This window comes from Alteromonas sp. CI.11.F.A3 (genome assembly GCF_032925565.1).
Classification (GTDB): Bacteria; Pseudomonadota; Gammaproteobacteria; order Enterobacterales; family Alteromonadaceae; genus Alteromonas.
The window spans coordinates 3,959,818-3,981,873 of record NZ_CP136708.1 but is presented as its reverse complement, the minus strand read 5'-3'; the positions used below and the strand labels follow the sequence as shown (position 1 = coordinate 3,981,873).

Annotated in this window: 21 protein-coding genes; 19 read left to right on the top strand and 2 right to left on the bottom strand. The window is 44.7% G+C overall.

What is annotated here, in order from left to right:
• Positions 1–124 precede the first annotated feature (124 nt).
• Genes pdxJ through mazG form a run of 5 tightly spaced genes read left to right on the top strand, consistent with a single transcriptional unit; the run spans position 125 to position 5,829 of the window.
• Entirely contained in the window at positions 125–862 is a 738-nt protein-coding gene (gene pdxJ / locus R1T43_RS17145) for a pyridoxine 5'-phosphate synthase (RefSeq protein WP_317350485.1), read from the top strand.
• A 53-nt stretch (positions 863–915) separates the two neighbouring features.
• Complete coding sequence (gene acpS / locus R1T43_RS17140; protein ID WP_057793791.1) at positions 916–1,293, top strand: holo-ACP synthase; 378 nt, start codon at positions 916–918, stop codon at positions 1,291–1,293.
• A 17-nt stretch (positions 1,294–1,310) separates the two neighbouring features.
• Positions 1,311–2,732 (top strand): 23S rRNA (uracil(1939)-C(5))-methyltransferase RlmD, encoded by a 1,422-nt coding sequence (rlmD, locus tag R1T43_RS17135; RefSeq protein ID WP_317350482.1) that lies wholly within the window; start codon positions 1,311–1,313, stop codon positions 2,730–2,732.
• 12 nt (positions 2,733–2,744) lie between these two features.
• Entirely contained in the window at positions 2,745–4,928 is a 2,184-nt protein-coding gene (gene relA / locus R1T43_RS17130; RefSeq protein ID WP_211069857.1) for a GTP diphosphokinase, read from the top strand.
• The gene (gene mazG / locus R1T43_RS17125) at positions 4,906–5,829 is read left to right on the top strand and encodes a nucleoside triphosphate pyrophosphohydrolase (RefSeq protein ID WP_317350480.1); all 924 of its coding nucleotides are present in this window, start codon (positions 4,906–4,908) and stop codon (positions 5,827–5,829) included. Before relA ends, mazG begins: the two co-directional genes overlap by 23 nt.
• A 32-nt stretch (positions 5,830–5,861) precedes the next feature.
• Here the strand turns inward: mazG and R1T43_RS17120 are convergent, their stop codons facing one another.
• Both R1T43_RS17120 and R1T43_RS17115 read right to left on the bottom strand, forming a co-directional pair.
• Positions 5,862–6,506, bottom strand: a complete 645-nt coding sequence (locus tag R1T43_RS17120) for a hypothetical protein (protein WP_317350478.1) — start codon at positions 6,504–6,506, stop codon at positions 5,862–5,864.
• A gap of 94 nt (positions 6,507–6,600) precedes the next feature.
• The gene (locus tag R1T43_RS17115) at positions 6,601–7,491 is read right to left on the bottom strand and encodes a hypothetical protein (RefSeq protein ID WP_317350477.1); all 891 of its coding nucleotides are present in this window, start codon (positions 7,489–7,491) and stop codon (positions 6,601–6,603) included.
• A 286-nt stretch (positions 7,492–7,777) separates the two neighbouring features.
• Between R1T43_RS17115 and rplM the strand changes: the two genes are divergently transcribed.
• From rplM to R1T43_RS17045, 14 genes are all read left to right on the top strand, one after another.
• Complete coding sequence (gene rplM, locus R1T43_RS17110; RefSeq protein WP_013785378.1) at positions 7,778–8,206, top strand: 50S ribosomal protein L13; 429 nt, start codon at positions 7,778–7,780, stop codon at positions 8,204–8,206.
• 12 nt (positions 8,207–8,218) lie between these two features.
• Entirely contained in the window at positions 8,219–8,611 is a 393-nt protein-coding gene (rpsI, locus tag R1T43_RS17105) for a 30S ribosomal protein S9 (protein WP_013785377.1), read from the top strand.
• A gap of 135 nt (positions 8,612–8,746) precedes the next feature.
• Positions 8,747–9,310: an RNA polymerase sigma factor gene (locus tag R1T43_RS17100; protein ID WP_317350474.1), complete on the top strand. Its 564-nt coding sequence runs from the start codon at positions 8,747–8,749 to the stop codon at positions 9,308–9,310.
• Positions 9,310–10,299 carry a FecR family protein gene (locus R1T43_RS17095; protein ID WP_317350472.1) on the top strand — a complete coding sequence of 330 codons (990 nt, stop codon included), beginning with the start codon at positions 9,310–9,312 and terminating at the stop codon, positions 10,297–10,299. The genes R1T43_RS17100 and R1T43_RS17095 overlap by 1 nt, the downstream gene beginning before the upstream one ends.
• Positions 10,300–10,366: 67 nt before the next feature.
• On the top strand, positions 10,367–13,492 hold the full coding sequence (locus R1T43_RS17090) for a TonB-dependent receptor (RefSeq protein ID WP_317350470.1): 3,126 nt from the start codon (positions 10,367–10,369) through the stop codon (positions 13,490–13,492).
• A gap of 75 nt (positions 13,493–13,567) precedes the next feature.
• Positions 13,568–14,764, top strand: coding sequence for a M14-type cytosolic carboxypeptidase (locus R1T43_RS17085; RefSeq protein WP_317350468.1), 1,197 nt, complete (start codon positions 13,568–13,570; stop codon positions 14,762–14,764).
• Complete coding sequence (locus R1T43_RS17080; RefSeq protein WP_317350466.1) at positions 14,764–16,284, top strand: amidohydrolase; 1,521 nt, start codon at positions 14,764–14,766, stop codon at positions 16,282–16,284. Before R1T43_RS17085 ends, R1T43_RS17080 begins: the two co-directional genes overlap by 1 nt.
• Positions 16,285–16,634: 350 nt before the next feature.
• Positions 16,635–17,267: a ubiquinol-cytochrome c reductase iron-sulfur subunit gene (petA, locus tag R1T43_RS17075; protein WP_013785371.1), complete on the top strand. Its 633-nt coding sequence runs from the start codon at positions 16,635–16,637 to the stop codon at positions 17,265–17,267.
• Position 17,268: 1 nt separating this feature from the next.
• Entirely contained in the window at positions 17,269–18,531 is a 1,263-nt protein-coding gene (locus R1T43_RS17070; RefSeq protein WP_013785370.1) for a cytochrome b, read from the top strand.
• Positions 18,531–19,265 carry a cytochrome c1 gene (locus R1T43_RS17065; RefSeq protein WP_057793768.1) on the top strand — a complete coding sequence of 245 codons (735 nt, stop codon included), beginning with the start codon at positions 18,531–18,533 and terminating at the stop codon, positions 19,263–19,265. Before R1T43_RS17070 ends, R1T43_RS17065 begins: the two co-directional genes overlap by 1 nt.
• A 110-nt stretch (positions 19,266–19,375) precedes the next feature.
• On the top strand, positions 19,376–20,008 hold the full coding sequence (sspA, locus tag R1T43_RS17060) for a stringent starvation protein SspA (RefSeq protein ID WP_013785368.1): 633 nt from the start codon (positions 19,376–19,378) through the stop codon (positions 20,006–20,008).
• Entirely contained in the window at positions 20,005–20,460 is a 456-nt protein-coding gene (locus tag R1T43_RS17055; protein ID WP_317350465.1) for a ClpXP protease specificity-enhancing factor, read from the top strand. Before sspA ends, R1T43_RS17055 begins: the two co-directional genes overlap by 4 nt.
• Positions 20,461–20,596: 136 nt before the next feature.
• On the top strand, positions 20,597–20,950 hold the full coding sequence (locus R1T43_RS17050; protein WP_317350464.1) for a tRNA-binding protein: 354 nt from the start codon (positions 20,597–20,599) through the stop codon (positions 20,948–20,950).
• A gap of 158 nt (positions 20,951–21,108) precedes the next feature.
• On the top strand, positions 21,109–22,008 hold the full coding sequence (locus tag R1T43_RS17045; RefSeq protein WP_317350463.1) for an AraC family transcriptional regulator: 900 nt from the start codon (positions 21,109–21,111) through the stop codon (positions 22,006–22,008).
• The last annotated feature ends 48 nt before the right edge of the window (positions 22,009–22,056 follow it).

Sequence of the window (22,056 nt, the reverse complement as noted above, 5' to 3'; positions counted from 1 at the left end):
CTTTTTGCCACGTGATAGTTCGAAAGTTTGTTACAATAGCGCTTATTCAATTTTAGACAGGCAATACGCGAAACTTCTATGCTCGCTGATTGCCACATGCTTGTTCTACTATAGGTATCTGTTAATGAGTACACTTCTTCTTGGCGTTAACATCGATCATATTGCCACACTTCGAAATGCCCGTGGCACCAACTACCCAGATCCGGTGCATGCTGCTGATGTTGCAGAACGCGCGGGAGCAGACGGCATTACCGTTCACTTACGTGAAGATCGTCGCCATATAAAAGACCGAGATGTACGTATTTTGGCGCAAACTATCAATACCCGCCTAAACTTAGAGATGGCGGTTACCGATGAAATGCTCACTATTGCCGAAGAAGTGAAACCGGTATTTTGTTGTTTAGTGCCTGAAAAGCGTGAAGAGCTAACCACTGAAGGCGGTCTTGATGTTGCGGGTAATTTAGCCGTGATGAAACACGCTTGTGAGCGTTTAGCGGCTGCAAACATTTTGGTGTCGCTGTTTATCGATGCAGATAAAAAACAAATAGATGCAGCGGTTGAATGCGGTGCACCTTATATAGAAATTCATACAGGCCAGTATGCTGAAGCAACCAGTGAAGCAGAGCTTGAAAAAGAGTTAGCCCGATTAGTAGAAGGCATTGAATATGCCGATAAACTAGGGCTTAAAGTGAATGCTGGTCATGGGTTGCATTATCATAACGTGAAGCCAATTGCGGCTATCCCTCAACTTATCGAGCTGAATATTGGTCATGCGATTATCGCACGAGCCGCGTTTGATGGCTTAGCGACTGCGGTAGCTGATATGCGCAAACTTATGCTAGAAGCACGAAGCGGCGTGTAAACTCGAACTTCAAAAAAGCACGTTAACGCTAGCAACAACTAAGAGAATACCTTGTGGCCATAGCTGGATTAGGCACAGACATTATTGAAATTGCACGTTTGAATAAAAGCGACGCTACCACTGAGCGCCTCGCCAAACGTGTGCTCACGCCTTACGAACTTACCCTTTATGTTGCTAGCAATGATCCCGTGCGCTACTTAGCCAAGCGTTTCGCCGCTAAAGAGGCTGCTGTTAAAGCCTTGGGCACTGGTATTGGTAATGGAATAAGTTGGCAACATATTGAAGTGCGTAACAATGACCTTGGCGCACCAGAACTTCACTTTTCCGGTGAATTTGCCACGCTGTGTAAACAGCGCGCTATTACCTCTAGCGTAATAAGCATATCTGATGAAATACACTATGCGGTTGCTACCGTTATTCTTGAAAATTAATGTAACGGGAGCACCACGTGGCCATATTTTATAAACCGAGCAAAGGCAAAAACAAAAGCAATGTGAAAGGGAGAGTGCGCGGCGCAGGCTCGGGCGAAAAGCAGCACATTGTAAAAACCAAACAATCTTGGCCCTCGGTTGATGACATCAATGCAGCCAATGAAGCGGTAACCATTGATGGTATGGATTGGCAGGGGCAGGGTGTTGCCCGGGGTGAAACCTTATACTTCGTTGATGGTGCTTTACCTGGTGAAACCGTACAAATAAAAGCGCTTTCAAGCAACAAGCAGATTGTTAACGCAAAAGTCACGAAAGTGAATACACCCTCAGCGCACCGTCAAAAACCGTTTTGCGGGGTGGCAAATCAGTGCGGGGGTTGTCAGCTTCAGCACGTAGAGCCTCAAGAAGCTCTCGCGCTACGAGACGATGCGCTTAAAAGTATGTTCCAGCGTAAACTCGGTTTCAACGAGGGGGCATGGCAAGCGCCCATCAGCGGCGACAGTCCACGCTATCGCCGTAAAGCCCGCCTAGCAATTGATGCAAGAAATCCAGATAAAATAAAACTTGGCTTTCGAGAAAGTGCGGGCAAAAACATTGTTGATATCGACGGTTGCCCGGTTTTAGTTGAGGCACTAAGTCAGCTTATCGCGCCACTCAAATCTGCCATTACAGGCTATGCAAGCGCTCGTCTTGTTGGCCACATCAGCTTGCTTGCGGGTGAAAATGCGGTGCAAGTTACTGTGAAGCATACCCGCTCTCTAGCCAACGACTTTATTGCGTCGCTATCCCAGTTTGCTGCGGAACAAAACGTGAATATGACAATCGAAGACGGTAATGGCGATTTTACCTCATTGCATGAAATAGCACCTATCACGTGTAACACAGTAGATGGCTTTTATTTGCAGCCTGGACCTAATGACTTTGTTCAGGTGAACGCAGAAGTAAATACTAAAATGGTGGCACAAGCCCTGTCATGGTTAGCACCAAAAGCCGGAGAACGCATTGCTGATTGGTTCAGTGGTTTAGGTAATTTCACCTTGCCCATTGCTAACAGCGGCGCTACGGTAAGGGCAGTGGAAGGGGTTGCTGAAATGGTGCAGCGCGCCAAAAGTAACGCTCTCGAACAGGGCATTTCCAATGTTGACTGGATGCAGCTTGACTTAGCTGACGAAAAATCAGTGGATAAAGCGCTAGCTGGTGGGTTCGACAAAGTCTTGCTCGACCCGTCTCGTGAGGGGGCTTTGACGGTTTGTCATGCACTAGTCCGCGCTATACCAAATACGATAGTGTATGTTTCTTGCAACCCGAACACTTTTTCGCGGGATGCGCGTATTCTGATAGATGGAGGTTATCAAATGCAAAAAGCGGGTGTGATTGAAATGTTTCCCTTTACCCATCACATGGAAACGATGGCGCTATTTACACGCCAACAGCAATAGCGAGCAGCGGTTATGGTGACAACAAGAAAAGTGCATGCAGCCGATAGACCTCCCTTTGAGGTTTGGCTAGACAGCCTCGATTTAAGTGAAGAAACCAAAGACAAACTACGCAGTGTGTCTTCTATGCCAGAGCGCCTTCTCGTCGGCCAAGAAATGGTCGAAATACTCTGTCAGTTAAATATGGATGATGTCACCTTGCAGGCGGCATTGGTCTTTCCTTACTGCGAACAACACTGTTTAACCGAAGCGGATATTGAGCAAGAGTTTGATAGTGAAATTCGTGACTTAGTCGTGGGTGTAAGGCGTATGGACGCCATTAAAACCTTACATGCTAGAAAAGCTAATGGCTCGCCGTTCAACGAAAAATCTGATGAACAACATATAGATAGTATTCGGCGTATGTTGCTAGCTATGGTTGAAGACGTACGTGCCGTTGTGATTAAAATGGCAGAACGTATTTGCGCCCTTCAACAAGCGAAAAAAGCAGATGAGGAAACACGGGTTATGGTGGCCCGTGAATGTGCCAGCATTTATGCCCCATTGGCTAACCGTTTAGGCATTGGTCAATTAAAGTGGGAACTGGAAGATTTAGCCTTTCGCTATCTGCACCCTATTACCTACAAACAAATCGCGAAGCAACTTGACGGTAAACGTCGAGAGAGAGCGGATTATATCGATGGTATCGTTGATGATCTTCAATCATTAATGAATAGCGAAAACATTCGTGCCGATGTGTACGGCAGGCCAAAACACATTTTCAGCATTTGGAAAAAAATGCAGAAAAAGCGCCTTACCTTTGAGCAACTTTTCGATATACGTGCCGTACGGGTTATCGCCGAGCGGTTACAAGATTGTTATGCCGCGCTTGGTACCGTGCACGCCAGCTACAAGCATTTACCCAATGAATTCGACGACTACATCGCCACCCCTAAATCTAACGGCTATCAGTCTATCCACACGGTTATTGTAGGTCCTGAAGGAAAGCCAGTAGAAATTCAAATTCGTACGCACAAAATGCATCAAGATGCCGAGCTAGGTGTTGCTGCACATTGGAAATACAAAGAAGGCAGTACGGGTAAGCAGTCGGGCTACGATGAACGCATAAACTGGCTTCGCCGCATATTAGCGTGGCAAGAAGAAGTGGCCGAATCTGGCGATATGGTGGAAGAGCTGCGCAGTCAGGTATTTGATGATCGCGTGTATGTATTTACACCCAAAGGCGATGTTATCGATTTGCCTCAAGGTGCTACGCCCCTAGACTTTGCCTACTATATTCACAGCAACGTAGGGCATCGCTGTATTGGCGCAAAAGCCAATGGTCGAATTGTGCCCTTTACTTATCAGCTGCATAGTGGCGACCAGGTAGAAGTGCTCACTGGCAAAGAGCTGAACCCCAGTCGAGATTGGATGCACCCAGGTTTGGGCTATGTGCACTCCTCTCGCGCCCGCGCCACTATTCATTCATACTTTAAAAAGCAAGATAGGGATAAAAACTTAACCGCAGGTAAAGAGCTGCTAGAGCGTGAACTGCATCGCGCCCACTTGCCTACTAAAATAGCCAGTGAAGTGTACGAGAAGTTTAACGGCCATAGTGCTGATGATCTCTATGCAGCAATAGGTACAGGTGATGTAAGGGTGATGCAAGTGATTAACTTCATTCATTTCTTACAAGAACCAGAGCCAGAAGAGCCTGAAATTAGCCCTAAAGTAAAAACAAAGCGTACGGCTAAGGGCGCAGGCAAAAAGGATGCAGTGGTAGTACAAGGTGTTGGTCATTTAATGAGCCAGCTGGCCAATTGTTGTAAACCCGTTCCTGGTGAACCCATTATGGGGTATATCACGCAAGGGCGTGGGGTAAGCGTACATAAGGAAAGCTGCGATCAATTACAGCATTTGCTTGAACAGCACCCAGAACGCCAAATTGAAGTGAATTGGTCACAAGAGCTTAAGGTCGGGTTTGAAACTTCAGTCGATATCTTCTGCCATGACAGAACCGGTTTGTTACGTGATATCACAACCGTACTCGCCAATGAAAATGTGCCATTACTGGGTGTGAATAGTTTAAGTGATAAACACAGGCAAACGGCGCTAATTACCATTTCAATTGAAGTCCAAGACTTAGATACTTTATCAAAAGTACTTGCACGTTTACGTCAGTTAAAAGGCATTACGGATGCAAAACGCAAACAATTCTGAGTTGCCTGAGGTAAAACGACTTCAAGAGATAATGGCAAAGCTTCGAGATCCAAAATCTGGTTGCCCGTGGGATGTTCAGCAAACCATGGAAAGCCTAACCCGTTATACCATAGAGGAAGCCTACGAAGTGGCTGATGCTATCGCGAAAGGTGAGCCTTCGGATATTCGTGACGAACTGGGCGATTTGCTGTTTCAAGTGGTGTTCTATTCCCGCATTGCAGAGGAAGAGGGCAGTTTTACATTTAATGATGTGGCGAAAAGCATTAGTGATAAAATGACTCGCCGTCATCCTCATGTATTTGGTGACCCTTCTTCTCAGCCAAGTAGCGAGGAAGGTTTAACTGCACAGTGGGAAAGTATAAAAGCCCAAGAAAAAGCCCTCAAACAACAGGCCTTAAAGCAAAACCTGAATGCCACTTCGAACACTAAGGGCGGTGAACCGGCTTTGCCCAGTCTTCTTGATGATGTGCCGGTGGGAATGCCGGCATTAATGTATGCCCAAAAACTTCAAAAAGCCTGTGCAAAGGTAGGTTTTGATTGGCCAGAAGTGGCGCCTGTTTTGGATAAAGTGCGAGAAGAAGTTGAAGAGATTCAACAAGAACTTGATGCCGAAACCCTGAATCAGCAAGCCTTAGAGGAAGAAATAGGCGATACATTGTTTGCTATGGTGAATCTGGCAAGACATTGTAAAGTAGATGCCGATACGGCGCTGCGTAATGCCAGCAATAAGTTCGCTAAGCGCTTTAAAGTGGTCGAGTCTTTAGCTCATGAAATAGCTTCTGACGACTTGGCGATAAAAAACCGCGAGCCTGAGAGTGAAGCGTCACCCTTGGCATACATGACGCTTGATGAAATGGAAGCGCTATGGCAGCAAGCGAAAATTACCACTGCTAAGTCATAACGCTTTATAGGTTCTATTAAAAAGCTTAGCTGTTATAGCTTACTCGCGACTTTGGCTTCTAAACTTTCTATTTCTGCTCTGCGGCCTTTATCCGCAATAGGGCGGTTTTGTTTTTCAGGCGCGCTTTTGGCTAATATTAAATGCCGAGCAGCCTCTTCATATTCGCCATCATCAAACAAGTATTCTGCATAAAAGTAGTGGGTATCCATACTGTTTGGGTAAAGCGCTAGCGCCTTTTCAAACAAGCGCGCTGCTTTTTTGTCACTGCCAAAAGCAACCGGCCAGCCAGGTACATTGTGATACAACGCCGCTAATACGGTTAATGCAGTCCCTTCTAATACTTGCTCATCTGCCTCTATGGCTTTTTCTAGGTTCGCTCTTGCCGCTTTGGCAAAGTCTAATGCGCCCAAACCACCTTTTGCTTTTGCGGCACTAGATTGAGTGATGGCTAACCACGTCAGCGCTTCGGCGCTGTTATTAGATGATGCAACAAAGGCTTCTGCATCAGCAATAAGCGCTAAAAAGGCTTGTTCTTTTTCGCTGCTATCAGCTTCATAATTGATTGACGCCCACTGCTGCTGAATATCAAGCAATGTGCTGTTGTTGTCTGCGAAGGTAAGATTTGCATAAACCATAAGAAAGATACAAACCGAGATAAGTCCACGTGTACTGCGCATTGTGGGGTTCCTAATTGATGATAAGTAGATTTTTAGGCGGGTGTTTTACCAGTAATACGGGGTATAAAACAAGAAAAATGGCCACACGAGGTAATTATTCGGCTAAAAGCGCCTTGATGGCTTTTTCTTTCTCTAAATCCCAGCGGGCGTAATCAAGCACATAAGGTAAAGAATGGTTTTGCAGTAAATGCCTAGCGCGACGAGGATCGTCCGCCAATGTCAGGGCGAATTTATGAGATTCGAATTTATTAAATAGAGTTTCAAGTGTGCCGTTTTCAATAAGTCGTGACAGGCCAATACGAATTCTTTTTGCTAAAGCACTGTTATCAGGGTGCACGAAGAAGTATTCGTAATTGGGGTAAATAAGAAGATGATTTTTATCGATAGTAACGGGCTTATCGGCATGACGTATTAAGTCTGTTTTTACCTCATTAACATTTCGAGGAAAGCCATCCACAATGCCTTTTTCCACCATGGTGTACATTGACGTAAACCATAAACTCCATTCTTCGCCCGCCGCATTAAACCCATTAGATTTAAGAACGTGTAAGTCGGGCCAGTCGTTTCCCTGCACCAAGGTGCGGGTCTTAAGCTCATCGGTACTTAATGCATGTGGAAAGTTGTGTTGGGCATCTTTTGCAATCACTAGTACGCGATACCCAGCCAATCCTTTTAGGAGGGGGAATTTGATTGGGGTTAGTAATTTCTCACGCTCAGCATTAGTCACACTCCACATTATATGGGCATCACCTTTTAACAGGGATACTACTTGCCGACTTTGTGACATTGGGTGAGGGTGTAGGGAAATCTGTGCTTCACCATATTCCGGAGTTGCCGAAAATACAGCTTCAAGAACTTTTCGCTGATACAAACCATAATTGTCATCGGCGAATGCTTGAGTGAGCGTAACATCATTAGATTCGGCTTTAACATGTGTACTTGCCATAAATTGAAGCACAACTAAAACCAAGGCCGATAAACGCATTATTTCCCTATTCATTCTCTTCAAAAAAATCTTCTACTTGAAATTAACGGAATTAATTAGGCTTGTCACGGTTTCTGTAGAAACTTTGTGCAGAAAAAGAACCCATAATTGCAAATTAGGGGTTCGCATTTTCGTCAAAACCTGTATAATTCGCGCCCTGCCCAGTTACGCCCACCTTTGGGAAGGTGGAAGAATCGACCGGCTCGAAGGGGTCTTTGTGTTGATTTTATGGTGATTTCTGGTGTTCAGAAATCAGTAACGACGATATTATTCGGGTGATATTTAAATGAAAACTTTTGTTGCAAAGCCAGAAACGGTACAACGTGACTGGTACGTGGTTGACGCCACAGACAAAACTCTAGGCCGTTTGGCTTCAGAAATCGCATTGCGCCTTCGTGGTAAGCATAAGCCAGAGTACACTCCTCATGTGGACACTGGTGATTACATTGTAGTTATCAATGCTGATAAAATTACGGTTACTGGCCGTAAAGCATTGAACAAAATCTATTATGCACACAGTGGCTATCCAGGTGGTCTGAAAGAAACTAACTTTGAAAAGCTGCTAGCTTTCAAACCAGAAATGGTTATTGAGAAAGCAGTGAAAGGAATGCTGCCAAAAGGTCCTCTAGGCCGTGCAATGTTCCGTAAAATGAAAGTTTACGCTGGTGCAGAACATAAGCACGCAGCACAGCAACCACAAGTTTTGGACATCTAAGGGGCAATCGAAATGGCAGATACTCAATACTACGGCACCGGCCGCCGCAAAAGTTCTACCGCTCGTGTGTTCCTGCGTCCAGGCTCAGGTAACATTCAAGTAAACAAACGTGCTCTAGACGAGTACTTTGGTCGCGAGACTGAGTGCATGGTTGTTCGTCAACCTCTAGAACTTGTTGAAATGTTGGAAAAGTTTGACCTATACGTCACTGTTAAAGGTGGTGGTTCTAACGGTCAAGCTGGCGCAATTCGTCACGGCATCACTCGCGCTCTTATGGAGTACGATGAGACGTTACGTCCTGCTCTACGTAAAGCTGGCTTCGTTACTCGTGACGCTCGTCAAGTTGAACGTAAGAAAGTGGGTCTACACAAAGCGCGTAAGCGTCCACAGTTCTCAAAACGTTAATTTTACGTTTTATGCAAAAAACCCGGCTTATGCCGGGTTTTTTATTTTCTGGCTAAAAATAAAATGAAAAAAGGTGGAGGGATTTATGCTTCACTGCGTACTAGTAGGTAGGCCAGAAATGAACGAAGAATTAGTGTGAAAGTTGTTTATTTAAATACTCAATCAGCTATAGCGCAGTCTCAAAGCGACAACGCAACGCTCTACCATCTCATTTCTGAGCATGAGCCGGCACTTCGTCGATTTATTCGAGTAAGGGCACGAGCTAATTCCCCGGAAGTGGAAGATATTATCCAAGAAATGTACGCCAAACTTTTTTCACTAGATGGATTGGCTCAGAAGATTGAAGCGCGCCAAGATACGTTTAGAAGCTTTCTGTTTACCGTTGTCACCAATTTAATCATCGATAGAGAACGGCGAGCAAAAGTGCGTGCTCATGAAGCGCATGAACCATTTTCTGATACCCTATACTCTACGTGGAGCAATGAACCCGAGAAGCATGCAGGGATAGCTGAGAAACTCATAGAAATTGAAAACGTGCTTGAAAATATTAACCCTCATCACAAATCCGCATTTGTACTTTGCCGAGTTGAAGGTAAAGCTTATCGGGAGATCAGCGATATATTAGGCGTTTCTGTTAGTACAGTAGAAAAATACATTTCGGCCGCACTGACGGCTATCCGAAATAAGGTGCAAGATTAATGGCTACGGCTTTGAACCAGTATTCAATCAATAAACGTGCAAGTGAATACGTTGTGCGTCTTTACTCTGGTGAACTGACAGCTAAAGAAGAAAGTGAGATCCTTGCATGGTGCGATGCAAAAGCCGCCCATCAAGCAGCTTTTGACGATGCGCTTTTAGTATGGGAGAGCTCTGCTCACATTGCGCCTCATATAGGCTGGCGCCAAAAGTTGGAAAAACGTTTCTATCGCATGCGCTATCTAGCGGCATCTATTGTTGTAGCATCATTCTGCTTTTTACTCATCACGCATCACAATGCGCCAGACCAAAGTATTGATAACAGTGAGCTTGCCAATAATTATTCCACTGCCATTGGCGAGGTGAGCAATGTTGGATTATCCGATGGCTCTACCATTACGTTGAATACAGATACCCGCATTAATATAAAGTTTAGCGAAGCGCACAGAGAGCTTTGGCTAGAACAGGGTGAGGCATTTTTTGATATTGCTAAAGATCGCTCCCGTCCATTCCTAATTCATACCACAAACAAAACGGTGAGAGTCGTAGGGACGAAGTTTAATATTAAGCTGTCACAGGCTGGGTTTGATATTGCGGTAGAAGAAGGTATCGTTGCCATAGAAGAAAAGGCAGAGGCGAACACCGACAAGCCAGCGGAAAATGATACCCAAGTGTTATTGGAAGCCGGCGCAGTCGCATCGTTTAATAATACCAGTGCACTTATCGCAAAAGAAAATGTGGATAGTGTAGTAAAGGCGCAAAGTTGGCGTACGGGTTACTTACGTTTTGATGAAGAACGGTTAGATAAAGTTATTGCCAGTTTTAACCGCTATAGAAGCAAAAAAATAGTGATTAGTCAGGATGTAGCCGATTTGCGTATTAGTGGCGTTTTTAAGCTGTCAGATGGCGATGCAATTTTAACGGCACTTGAAGCAACCTTGCCGATAGAAGCGAAAAGAGATGAAGAAAATATAAAATTAGTGAAGAAATAGCGGAGGGTTTTGTTTTTGGCTGCGTATTAACTAAAAGGGAACACATTAAAATACTATAGGAGCAGCCATGAAGTTGCCAAAAACCACAACAAGTACGTTAGCCCTGTGTGTCGCATTGTCACTAAGCACAGGCTTAAAAGCACAGCAAATAGATAACCTTTCAATTCAAGCTACTACACTTGATAACGCATTACTCTCACTGGCACAGCACAGTGAAATTCAAATTTTGTTTTCAGACGCTAGAATAAAACAAAAACTAGCCCCTAAGCTAGAAGGTAGTATGGATGTGCAAGATGCACTTTCTACCTTGCTTGAAGGCACAGGCTTCACCTACAAGCAAACCTCTAAAAGTACCTATATTGTTACACCGATTGGAAGCGAAGAGAAAAACCAACCACAAGACCCTTCTGCCGTTCCCGTTACTGCTGACGTTCAAAAACAAGAAGCAAGTGTAGAGCGTATTCAGGTTACTGGCTCAAACATCCGTGGAATGCAAGATACTGGCGCATTGCCCGTCACCATGATGTCATCTGAAGATATAGACGGTTTAGGCTTAAGCAGCGGCGCTGAAATTTTAGCGGAGTTACCACAACAAGGTGCCGTAAATTTTAATAGCGAGCGTGTAGTTGGTGGTGTTAACGACGCACGTGGCGATGTCTCATCAGTAAACCTACGAGGTATAGGCACAGGTTATACGCTTACGCTGTTGAACGGTCGCCGATTAGTGCTACACCCAGGCACGCAAGCCGAAAACTTAGTGCCTGTCACTACTGTGAATTCAAATACGCTGCCAGTTAAAGGGCTAAAACGCGTTGAAGTGTTACGCGATGGCGCTGCGGCTATTTACGGTACTGATGCCATATCAGGTGTAGTGAATTATGTTTTAGACGACAAATATACAGGCGGTGAAGTTCAAGCCCAATATGGCAGTAGTCAGGGTACAGGTCGTGACCAAATCAATTTATCAGGTGCTGGTGGTTGGTTATTTAATAATGATAAAACTCACGTTACTTTTAGTGGTGGGTACTATCATCGCGATATGGTTATGGCGAGTGAGCGGGATTATGCCGCCAGTTCTGACTTACGTAACTTCAGCGAAGTGCCTGCTGATTTTGTTGGCGATACACAACTAGATAATCGCTCAACGGTAACGCCATGGGGCGAATTCTTCTCAGGCAGTTTAGGCACCTTTCATCTTGAACCAGCGTCATACAACGATTGTGTGGCAGACGTTAGTGGCGATGTGTGCGCGTCTACTGGATCAACGCCTCGAGATATGCGCTTCGACTCAAACTCACAGCGTAGCTTAAGCTCTGAAGTCGATAGGTTAAATCTATACACATTGGTGAATCACCAAATCAACGATGATGTTGAGATATACGGTGAAGCCCTTTACTACTCAGCAACGGCAAAACGTATTCGTGAACAGTCGGGCAATCTAACAGCACAGCGTTTTACGGTGTCGGCTGACGCATTTTACAACCCTTTTGGTGAGGATGTGACAGTTCGTCGCTATCGTCCCATTGATACAGGACCACGAGATATCGAAGTCGATGACTACAGTTATCGTTTATTGGCAGGCTCTCGGGGTTATATCGGGGATTGGGACTTCGATTCAGCCGTGTTGTATTCAAAAGCCAATACTATCGATACCGCAAATCGAATTAACACCACCTTGTTCCAACAAGCGGTTAATAGTACCGATGAAAGTACGGCTTACAATATTTTTAGCGGCGCCAGTGTGACTAACCCTAATACGGTTGACGATACGCCGGTATCTCAAAGTGTTATCGACAGTTTTATGGTGGACGTTGAGCGGGAGTCAGAAACAGAACTTGCTTCAATTGATGCCAAAGTATCTCGACCAGATTTATTTAGTTTACCCGCCGGTGATGTAGGTTTTGCCGCAGGTATTGAATATCGCTATGAAAGTTTTTTCGACAAACGTACCGATGATTTGAACGGCACGTTGTTTTTCAGTGACTTAGTGGGTGGCACTTCGTCTGAAATTGCTAGCCAAGTATTAGGAAGTAGCCCCACGCCGGATGCCAGCGGAAGTCGCAATGTGGTATCTGCGTATGTGGAATTTGCTATTCCATTGCTGGCCGATAAACCCTTTATTGAAAGTTTGAATTTGCAGGTGGCTGGTCGTTACGAAGATTTCTCTGACGTAGGCAGCGTATTTAAACCTAAATTTGCCCTTGCATGGACAGTAAATGAAAACGCGTTAATTCGTGGTGCTTATTCAGGGGGCTTCAAAGCGCCAGGGTTACCACAAACCACAGCAGTAAATGTTGCCCGTTCAAATACCAGAACCGATCCGTTGACACAAACGAATCGCGGTACGCTAGAACTTCGAAATGGCAGTGATACCTTAAGCCCCGAAGAAAGTGAAAACTACTCGTTTGGTGTAGTACTTACGCCTACCCAAGCGTTAACCCTTACAGTCGATTGGTGGCAAATCAAGCAAGAGAACACGGTGGGTATTTTAAATAGCCAAACGCAAATTTTGTATGACGCATTATTGCGTAGCCAGGGTAGCGCGAATGAAAATGTTGTTCGTGATGAAAATGACGAAATTATATATATTCGAAACGACTACACTAACTTACTACCAAGAGATATTTCTGGTATCGATTACAGTGCTGATTACCGTTTTGAAACTGAAGTAGGTGATTTTTCCATTAAGCTCAGTGCCGCCAACTTACGAAAGTTCGATCAAGGATCTGACGATATCACAGACCTAGTGGTTGCAGCGCAAGAAGCGGGAAACGAAGCGTTATTGTACGAAGGGGAGCAAGTGGCCATATTTGGTAGCGATGGCGACCTTATTCGTCAAAACGAACGCCCAGAATGGCGGGCTAATTTATCGCTAACCTATTCTCAAGATGCATGGCGTGCCGGTCTTAAATATCGTTACGTTAGTGATGTTGAAGACACTAGCTTAAATTATACCGACGATTCAGGTGATTTAGTGACTTACGTCATTGATGATTGGTCAACGTTAGATGCGTACGTAAGTTACCGCTTTAGTGAAGATGCATTGTTTAGCGGAAAAACGAAAGTGACCGTAGGCATGCGTAACCTCACTAACGAAGAACCGCCGTTTGCCGATGAAACCTTTGGTTTCAGCAGCAGCCTCCATTCATCGATTGGCCGTTATACCTACGTAACACTTAATCATAAATTCTAAGTTAAACACTTAACCTACTTTTACATCATAAAAAGGCGCCTACCATTAGGGGGGCGCTTATTTCATGGAGATATCATGTTCCGATTACTTTTCATTGCACTGGCATTTGCTTCCCCTGTTACATTGGCGTGTGAATTCGAAGGCGTTACTTTTTCTGCAGATTTTGAAGCCGGTAAGTTAGATTCCTGTGAAGTCGACGAAAACGGCACCTATGTATTGAGCTTCTCACCAGAAGATAAGCCCATAAATCCTAGCCCTTGGTATTACTTTAGTGTTACCGCAGCAGGTGATACATCGTCAAAACAAGCAGAAAAAGTAGACGTAGTGCTGACCTTTGACGGTTATACACCAAGGTATTTACCCAAAGTGAGTTACGATCAAAAAAGCTGGAAAATAACCGCGTTTGATACCACAGAGCAGGGCATGACACTAACTTTACCCGTATCAAAAAAGCCACTCTATGTGGCAGCCCAGCGTCCTATTCCAAATTCAGTTTACACAAACTGGCTAAAACAAGCAGAGCAGGACTTTGCCATTAAGCCATTTACGATTGGAAAGTCTACCGAAGGCCGCACGCTTTCTGCGTTTGCTTTAGAAAAGCCAGAAAACACAGAGTGGGTTATTTTCGTTGGTCGCCAACATCCTCCTGAAGTAACAGGTGCGGTAGCCATGTTCTCTTTTCTCAATGCATTTTTAACGACTACATCTAAAAGTAGTGCGTTTTTGTCACGTTTTAATGTGTTAGTAGTGCCAAATATAAACCCGGATGGTGTAGCTAATGGACATTGGCGACATAGCCTTGGGCATAAAGATCTAAACCGCGATTGGAATGTATTCTCTCAACCAGAGACCAAAGCAGTGAAAACGTATTTGGATAAAATAACGAATGCTGGCGGGAAAATTGTAATGGGTATGGACTTCCACTCTACTCATAACAATGTTTTTTATACCATTCCGGTAGATGAAAGTATCGCCCCAAGCGACATGGTTGTAGGCTGGTTAGCCGACTTGCAAACGCAAACAAAAGGCGTGTTTAAAGTCGTAGATAAACCTGGAACTTCGCCAGGGAAGGGGGTATTTAAACAGTTTTTTGCTGATGTTTATCACGTGCATGGGGTTACCTACGAAGTCGGTGATAATGAGCCGAATGAGAAAACGCGCTACGTTGCTAAACATGCGGCTAATACGCTTATCGATACGTTAATGGCCACCCCTGCTGAGGCATTTTATATTAAAGCGTGTGCAGACGAAGCGGCAAGTTGTGAGCAATAATGATGTATTTATGCACAACTAAACCTAAAGCGCTTCGCCGTAAACTTGCTATCGCAGTGCTCATGTCCTCTATTAGTGTTGTTGGCGCTGTTAAGGCTCAAAGCGTTGAGCAGGCAGGTGTTTCGGGTATCGACTCTAAAGCCGCGGTGACCTTCGCTCATCAAAGCACAATGAAACATATTGCAAAAACCATGTGGGAAAAGCCTGAACTGGGTTTTTTAGAGCACAACAGCAGCACGTTAATGCAACAAACGCTGATTGAACGTGGCTTTGATATTAGTGCTGGTGTTGCGGGTATGCCCACTGCATTCATTGCACAATACAGTCCAGCAGGTCAGACGGAAGATGGCGAGCATAAGCCTGTTATAGGCTTACTTGCCGAAATGGATGCCCTACCCAGCATGGGAGTTTTAAATACGTCTGACAAACAGCCGATTAGTACTAACGGACATGTTCACGCAGGTCATGCTTGTGGACACAATTTGTTTGCCGGAGGGGTAATAGGCGCTGCGCTTAGCTTAGCTGATTACCTCGATACCCATCCAAATCAAGGTTCTCTGAAGGTTTTTGGTGCACCTGCTGAAGAAGGGGGCTCAGGGAAAGTTTATTTGGTGAAAGCTGGCGTATTTGAAGATGTAGATGTTGCACTTCACTGGCACCCATCAGATAGTACGAGTTCTTCACCCTCATCTTCGCTGGCCAATAAGAGCGGTAAGTTTCGTTTTTACGGTGTAGCTGCGCATGCTGCCGCGGCGCCAGATAAAGGGCGCTCGGCATTAGATGGCGTAGAAGCCATGAACATAATGGTAAATTTAATGCGTGAGCATGTGCCGGATGGCACGAGAATTCACTATGTCATCACTAACGGCGGAACAGCGCCCAACGTAGTGCCGGACTTCGCCGAAGTGTATTATTACGTGCGCTCAGCACAGCCTGCTGTCGTGTTATCATTATGGGATAGATTGGAAAAAGCGGCGAAGGGTGCAGCACTTGGCACTGAAACCCGTGTTGATTGGGAAGTCACAGGTGGGGTATGGAATGTATTACCTAATGTGACCTTATCAAAATTAATGCACAAGCATATTGACGCCGCACCGCCAATTATTTTGACTAAAAGTGAGCAGCAGTTTGCTAACGAAATAAGTAGTACCCGCGAGCAGACCTTTAATCACAATGCTCACAGCACACCAGAGCCCTTTGATGAAAAGATTACTGTTTGGTCGGCATCAACTGATGTAGGTGATGTGAGTTGGCAAGTGCCTACGGTAGGACTATCTAGCGCCACCTGGGTAAAAGGAACTCCGCCTCATACTTGGCAGGCGTCAGCAATGAGTGGTACTGATATTGGTTACAAAGGTATGTATTTGGCCAGTGAGGTCATCACGCAAACCGCCATATCGCTTTTTGCTGAACCTAAAAATATTAGTAAAGCGAAGCTAGAGTTTCAGCAACGAAAAAGTACGTTGAACTATGAATCCATGCTTGGGCAGAGAGCACCAGCACTCGATTATCGTAAGTAGAATATTTTCGTACTATAGCGTCAAAGGTTTATAACAATCTTGTAATATAACTAAGAGATTTGGCCGAATTTCGGTCAAATTCTTGATTTTATTCCAATCACTCACTAATTCTTAACAATGACCCCAGATTAATTTATTGCTTAAATACCAGTAAAACCTTGTGTTTATAAGGGCTTTTCTTTTATCATTTGCGGTCGAAATTTGACGAAACTTTAGTGAATTCTCGAAAGAGCACATAAGTGCCTTCGAGTTAACTTCATGACAAGCCATATGATGGGCGATCCTAACGTGATAAAACCAGTAAAAGTTAGGGTTATACATCATAATTATCCGAACCTGGAGAAATGTGGATGAGCAATGTATCTGTAGATGCAACAGAGTCTGCACACAATGACAACCAGCCAGAAAACAACACCCGTCGTCGGTTCTTGACCGTTGCCACGTCGGTAGTTGGTGGTGTAGGTGTTGTTGGAGCGGCAGTGCCTTTTATTGCGTCCTGGAATCCAAGTGCCAAAGCGAAAGCGGCCGGTGCTGACGTTGAAGTAGATATCAGCGGGATTGAACCTGGACAGCTAGTGCGTGTGATGTGGCGAAGCAAGCCTGTATGGATTGTTCGTCGTACCCCTGAAATTCTGGAAGAATTGAGCACTCACGAAGATAAACTGAAAGATCCTAACTCTGAAGCAGAGCAACAACCTACGTTTGCCCAGAACCGTTTCCGTTCTATGAAAGAAGAGTACCTTATCTTAGTCGGTATTTGTACGCATCTAGGTTGCTCACCGCAGCACCTTAAAGATGGTGCTTTCGAAGAAGTGGTTGAAGGGGTTCCAGATGGTTTCTTCTGCCCATGTCACGGTTCTAAGTTTGATATGGCTGGTCGTGTATTCCAAAACGTACCTGCGCCATTGAACCTTGTTGTACCGCCTTATCAGTTCGTTGATGATACAAATATCATCCTCGGCTCAGAAGCGGAGGCTGTGTAATATGAATGCTTTTTTAGAGTGGATTGAAGCGCGTATTCCAATTATGCGTGTGGCGAATATGCACGCCATCCAATACCCAGCCCCTAAAAACATGAACTTTTGGTACGTGTTTGGATTCTTGGCTACCATCGTTTTAGTTAACCAAATTATTACTGGAATCTGGTTAACAATGAATTTCGTACCGACTTCTGAAGGTGCGTTCGCGTCTGTTGAATACATCATGCGTGAAATCGATTACGGATGGATCATTCGCTATATGCACAGTACTGGCGCTTCGGCGTTCTTCATTGTGGTATATCTGCATATGTTCCGCGGCATGATTTACGGTTCTTACCAAAAGCCGCGTGAATTGCTTTGGGTGTTTGGTATGTTTATCTACCTTGCGCTAATGGCTGAAGCCTTCATGGGCTATGTATTGCCTTGGGGACAAATGTCTTACTGGGGTGCACAGGTAATTGTATCGCTATTTGGTGCGATTCCAGTTGTAGGTCCAGACTTAGTTATCTGGCTACAAGGTGACTATGTTATCTCGGGTGCTACGCTAAACCGATTCTTTGCACTGCACGTTATTGCATTGCCATTGGTTATTGTTATTTTAGTGTTCCTACACATTATTGCGCTACACGAAGTGGGTTCAAACAACCCAGACGGTATTGCCATTAAGCATAAGAAAGGCTCGTTACCTGAGTCAGAAAAGACTAAGTTCCAAATTCATGAGTACTACACTAGCAAGTATGATATCGCTGATGACATCTTGCCATTCTTCCCGCACATGGTGCTGAAAGACTTGGTAGCATTCTGTATTTTCTTAGCCTTGTTCACGTATATCTTGTTCTTCGCACCTGAAATGGGCGGCAAGTTCCTTGAGCATCCTAACTTTGAAATTGCGAACCCGTTGAAAACACCTGAACATATCTTCCCTGTTTGGTACTTCACGCCGTTCTACGCCATTCTTAAGGCCGTACCTGATAAGCTAATTGGTGTACTTGCTATGTTTGGTGCTATTGCAGCCCTGTTCGCTTTACCATGGATAGATCGCGGTCGTGTTAAATCTTGGCGCTATCGTTGTGGTTTACACACAGTAAACCTTATTGTGTTCGCAATTGTGTTCGTTTTCTTAGGTTACTTAGGTGCGACACCTCAAGAAAACTGGAAGATTGTTGCGTCGCAAATCGCGACTGTTATGTACTTTGGTTTCTTCGTGTTGTTGTTCCTATACAGCCGTAACGAGAAAACTAAGCCTGTACCAGAGAGGATTGCCTAATGAAAAAATTGATGTGCTTTTTAGCATTTTTTCTACCGGGTGTAGCGTTAGCCGCTGGTGGTAGTGTGCATCTTGATAAGGCACCTATCGACCTAACCGACAAGGCCTCGTTGCAACGTGGTGCGCAATTGTTCATGAACTACTGCTTAGGCTGTCACTCAATGAAGTATCAGCGCTATCAGCGTACGTTTGCCGATTTAGGTATTCCTGACGAACTAGGAACTGAAAACCTTCAGTTCACTGGCGAGAAGGTTGCTGATTATATTACTCGTGCTATGCCTGAAGATGCAGCGGCTGGTTGGTTTGGTGCTGCGCCACCAGACTTGACCCTTGTAGCTCGTGTTCGTGGTGAAGATTGGATTTATACTTACCTGCGTTCTTTCTACGTAGATGAGAGCCGTCCATTTGGTGTGAACAATAAAGTATTCCCAGAAGTGGGGATGCCGCATGTGCTTCAGCCTTTGCAAGGTACACCAACTGAAATGCACGAAGAAGTTATGGTTGACGGCGAAATGGTTGAACAATATGTGGGCATCAAATCTGATGGTACAGGTTCAATGTCTCCAGATGAGTACGACCAAGCTGTTGCTGACATTGTTAACTTCTTAGAGTACACCGGTGAGCCAGCTAAGCTAGATTCACACCGTATTGGTAAATGGGTACTAATCTTCATTGCCGTACTGTTTGTATTTGTTTACTTGCTGAAGAAAGAATACTGGCGAGAAGTGCACTAATCGCACAGAATTATGTATAATAGCAAAAGGGGGCTTCTCGCCCCCTTTTTTAGTATTTGAATTTCGCCCGATTTAGCGGGCATAACTAGTTTCTCGACGGAGGAAATTGAATGGCCGTAGCCGCGAATAAACGTTCTATTATGACGTTGTTCTCTGACACAATTGATATTTACAGCCATCAGGTGCGTATTGTGTTGGCAGAAAAAGGTGTGGGTGTTGAAATAAGCTACACAGATCCTAGTAATCTGTCAGAAGATCTGTTGGAGTTAAACCCTTACGGAACCGTTCCAACTCTTGTTGATCGTGAACTGGTGCTTTATAAATCGCATATCATCATGGAATACCTTGATGAGCGTTTCCCGCATCCACCACTTATGCCTGTTTATCCGGTATCTCGTGGCCAAAGCCGTCTTATGATGCACCGCATCGAGCAAGACTGGTATTCGTTAGCAGCTCGTATCTTCCGTGGTGAAGGTAATGTTGAAGCTGCGCGTAACGATTTACGTGAAGCGCTACTTGCACTAGCACCTGTATTTGGTGAATTGCCTTACTTCATGAGCGAAGAATTCAGCTTAGTTGATTGTTATCTTGCTCCGTTATTATGGCGCTTACCTGCATTAGGTATTGAGCTAAATGGCGCAGGTAGCAAAGAAATTAATGCATACATGAACCGTATTTTCTCTCGCAGTTCATTTAAAGCATCGCTTACCGATCAAGAGCGCGAGATCCACAACCCACTATGACATCTATGACGTCTAATCAGCCCTACCTATTAAGGGCCTTTTACGAATGGATAGTGGACAACGATCTCACCCCATACATTGTTGTTGATGCAACTAATGAAATGGTGGAAGTGCCTTTAGAGTTTGTTAAGGACGGGCAAATCGTTTTAAACGTGTCGCCTAGTGCATGTGTGAACTTCTCATTGGACCTAACCGGGCTTTCTTTTCAAGCTCGTTTTGGTGGCCAACCAAGAAGATTAAGCATGCCTAGCGAAGCCATTATGGCGATTTATGCGCGTGAAAATGGCGCCGGTACTGTATTTGCTACCGAAGAGGAGATGGCCAAAACAAGTAAGCTATCTGAACCTCAAGCCACTGGGCCTGCATCTATTGAGGACGTCGACGCGTCTGATAATACAGATGCACCCGTTCCCCCTAAAAAGGGAAAGCCTACCTTAAAAGTTATTAAATAAGCATTCTGACTTCCTGCTGCCTTAGCAGGAAGTCAGCTTATTCTTTACCATTCAAATATGTAGCTAGCTACGCTTTCTGTTACTTTCCCAGTTTACTAATATAGTTATTAACATTGACTAGTTTGAAGGTGAACTGATGCAAAACGCCCCCGTTAAAGATCTTATTGAGATCAGTGATTTTGAAAAGCTGGATATTCGTGTAGGTACAATTATCGAGGTTGCCGAGGTGGAAAAGTCTAAAAAGCTGATGAAGCTCACAGTAGATTTTGGTGCTCATCAACGCTCAATTCTTGCGGGTATTAAACAAGAGCGTGAAAACCCTTTCGAAATTAAGGGCAAACAAGCGTTGTTTGTCGTTAATTTACCCGAGCAAAAGATGGCGGGCGAAGTATCCCAAGGTATGTTGTTTGATATTGGCTACGCCGATAAGTTAACGCCTCGTTTGGCCATACCTGAAACACCAATGCCAAATGGTAGTAGAGCCGGTTAGTTAGAATAACTCGGTATCTTTGCCCGTATCAGGATCGAAGCTCTTTGTGCTAAAATATACACCAAGTATCAAATGGCCTAATTTATGGCACTTTAATTTGTCAAAATATGCCTATTTGTATCGTTATTGTTTTGTGTCTGTCTTTTGGTGCCGTCATCATGTTCAAACAAGAAATTAAAACGCTCATCGAGAATAAGCTTACCGAAGATGGCTTATTTGAAACCGGTGTTAAAGGTGTACAGCTATTCAGAGTGACCGAAGGGGTTCGTTGTGCACCTGCGGTGTACGAGCCTACGGTAGTGGCGATTGTCAGTGGTACCAAAGAGGCGATACTAGATGGGAAGTCTTATGTCTATGGCACTGACCAATACATGTGCTGCAGCATGTCTATGCCTGTAGAGGCGGGCACGCCTAGTGCGTCACCCGACAATCCACTGTTGGGGGTATTCATTTCCCTTGATACTCGTGTGATGACCGAGCTTACCATGGAAGTAGAGCGGGCTTGCGGCATGCAAAGACAATCAAAAGGGGCTAAGTTTCCGCCAAGTATTGCATTGTCTGATTGGGACAATGACTTTGCTGAAGCGCTAATACGATTATTGCAGTTAAGCCAAAATACGGCGGATACCGCTGTACTTGGCGACAGTCGCCTTCGCGAAGTCTATTACGCTATATTGAAAGGGGGGGCTGGCGAATCGGCAAGACGCGCATTTGGGATTGGCAATGAAATTGCTCGCGCCATCGACTATTTATCAACGCGTTTAGATGAAACGGTCACCATCGAGGATATGGCATCACAAGTAGGCATGAGTAGGGCGGTATTCCATCGCAAGTTCAAACAAGCGACAAGCATGTCGCCAATTCAATTTATAAAGTCTATGCGGTTGAATACAGCAGCTATGAAAATTGTAGGTGGTATGAACGTGAATGAAGCCGCGATGGATGTGGGTTACGTAAGCTCATCTCAATTTAGCCGAGAGTTCAAACGTATGTATGGACAATCACCCAAGCAATGGAGCCGCGATAGGCAAATACCCGCAGGTTTGCTTGAATATTAAACTAAAGGTGTAAGCCGATTGTATTGCATTGTCGTAAATATATTGGGA